Here is a 1,183-nt window from a genome sequence, read left to right as displayed (position 1 = left end):
GACATGTAACCAATTGTACTATTAGACCTCTTTCTGTTGTAAAAGAACTCAAGATACCGATAGAGCTTTTGCTGCGCTTCTTGCTTCGTCTTGAATTTTGGTTTGCTGTAGATGAACTCACGCTTTAAAACGCTATGAAAAGCCTCGATACAGGCATTGTCATAGCAGTTTCCTTTTCGGCTCATGCTGGGCTTTATTTCATAGCTCTCTAGCTGCTCTCGGTAATCGCTGGAGGTATACTGAGAGCCTCGGTCAGAATGGTGAATCAAGTCTTTTCCGGGCTTCTTTGATACATAAGCTTGTTTCAGTGCATCCATGACAAGATCTGTTGTCATTCGGTCGCTTAGCTTCCATCCAACGATTTGTTTCGTGTACAGGTCCAAGATACTGGCGAGGTAGAGCTTGCCTTGTCGACATGGAATATAAGTAATGTCGGCTACCCATTTTTCATTTGGCTTCGTTGCTGAGAAGTCTTGTTCAAGGACATTTGGGGCAATTGAGTTATCGTGATCGGAGTCGGTTGTAGTGACTCTGAATTTTCGCGCCATGCACGAGCGGAGCCCCTTTTCGCGCATGATGAGACCAACAGTGCGTTTCGATACGGTCCAGCCTTCCTTGACCAGATCATTATGGATTCTTGGACTGCCATAGATTTCGTCAGAGTCATAGAAGTGCCATTTAATACGCTCTGTAAGCTTCTCTTTGTGTAATTCCTTCTGAGAAGGCGCTGAGGATTTCCACTTATAAAAGCCGCTCCGGGACACCTTGAATACGCTGCACATCTTCTCTAATCGAAACTCAGAGCGATGATCTTCGATGAATTGGAACCTTAATTCTTTTCTTTGCTGAAGATGTGCATGGCCTTTTTTAGGATGGCTATTTCTTCTTTCAGGTCATCAATTTCGCGCTTTTGTTCATCAAGGAGGTGGGATTGTTGGCGAAGAGTCTCCCACTGATTAACAGGTTCGTGTTCAAACTCTCGATATTTTCCCACCCAGTTTCTCAGCGTAGCCGGATTAACATTCAGATCGTCAGCGATCTGCTCCAGGGACTTTGTTTGTTCCTGCACATACTTTACCGCCTCACGTTTAAACGTCTCATTGTAATGTTGTCTCTTCACACTCATGGCGCCGGCACCTCTTCGATTTATTAGATTTATTATCTGTCTGAATCTAAGAGGTGT

The 1,183-nt window shown here is 44.4% G+C and carries 2 protein-coding genes; both read right to left on the bottom strand.

Annotated features, from left to right (window positions below):
- Positions 1-818: IS3 family transposase (locus GC098_RS06865; RefSeq protein WP_312880006.1), on the bottom strand; the 818-nt coding region annotated here is incomplete at its 3' end.
- Positions 819-829: 11 nt separating this feature from the next.
- A partial coding sequence (locus GC098_RS06860) for a transposase (protein WP_246358468.1) occupies positions 830-1,183 on the bottom strand: 354 nt, incomplete at its 5' end.

Source organism: Paenibacillus phytorum, from assembly GCF_013141715.1.
GTDB lineage: Bacteria > Bacillota > Bacilli > Paenibacillales > NBRC-103111 > Paenibacillus_E > Paenibacillus_E phytorum.
This window is presented reverse-complemented; position numbering and strand designations above follow the sequence as displayed.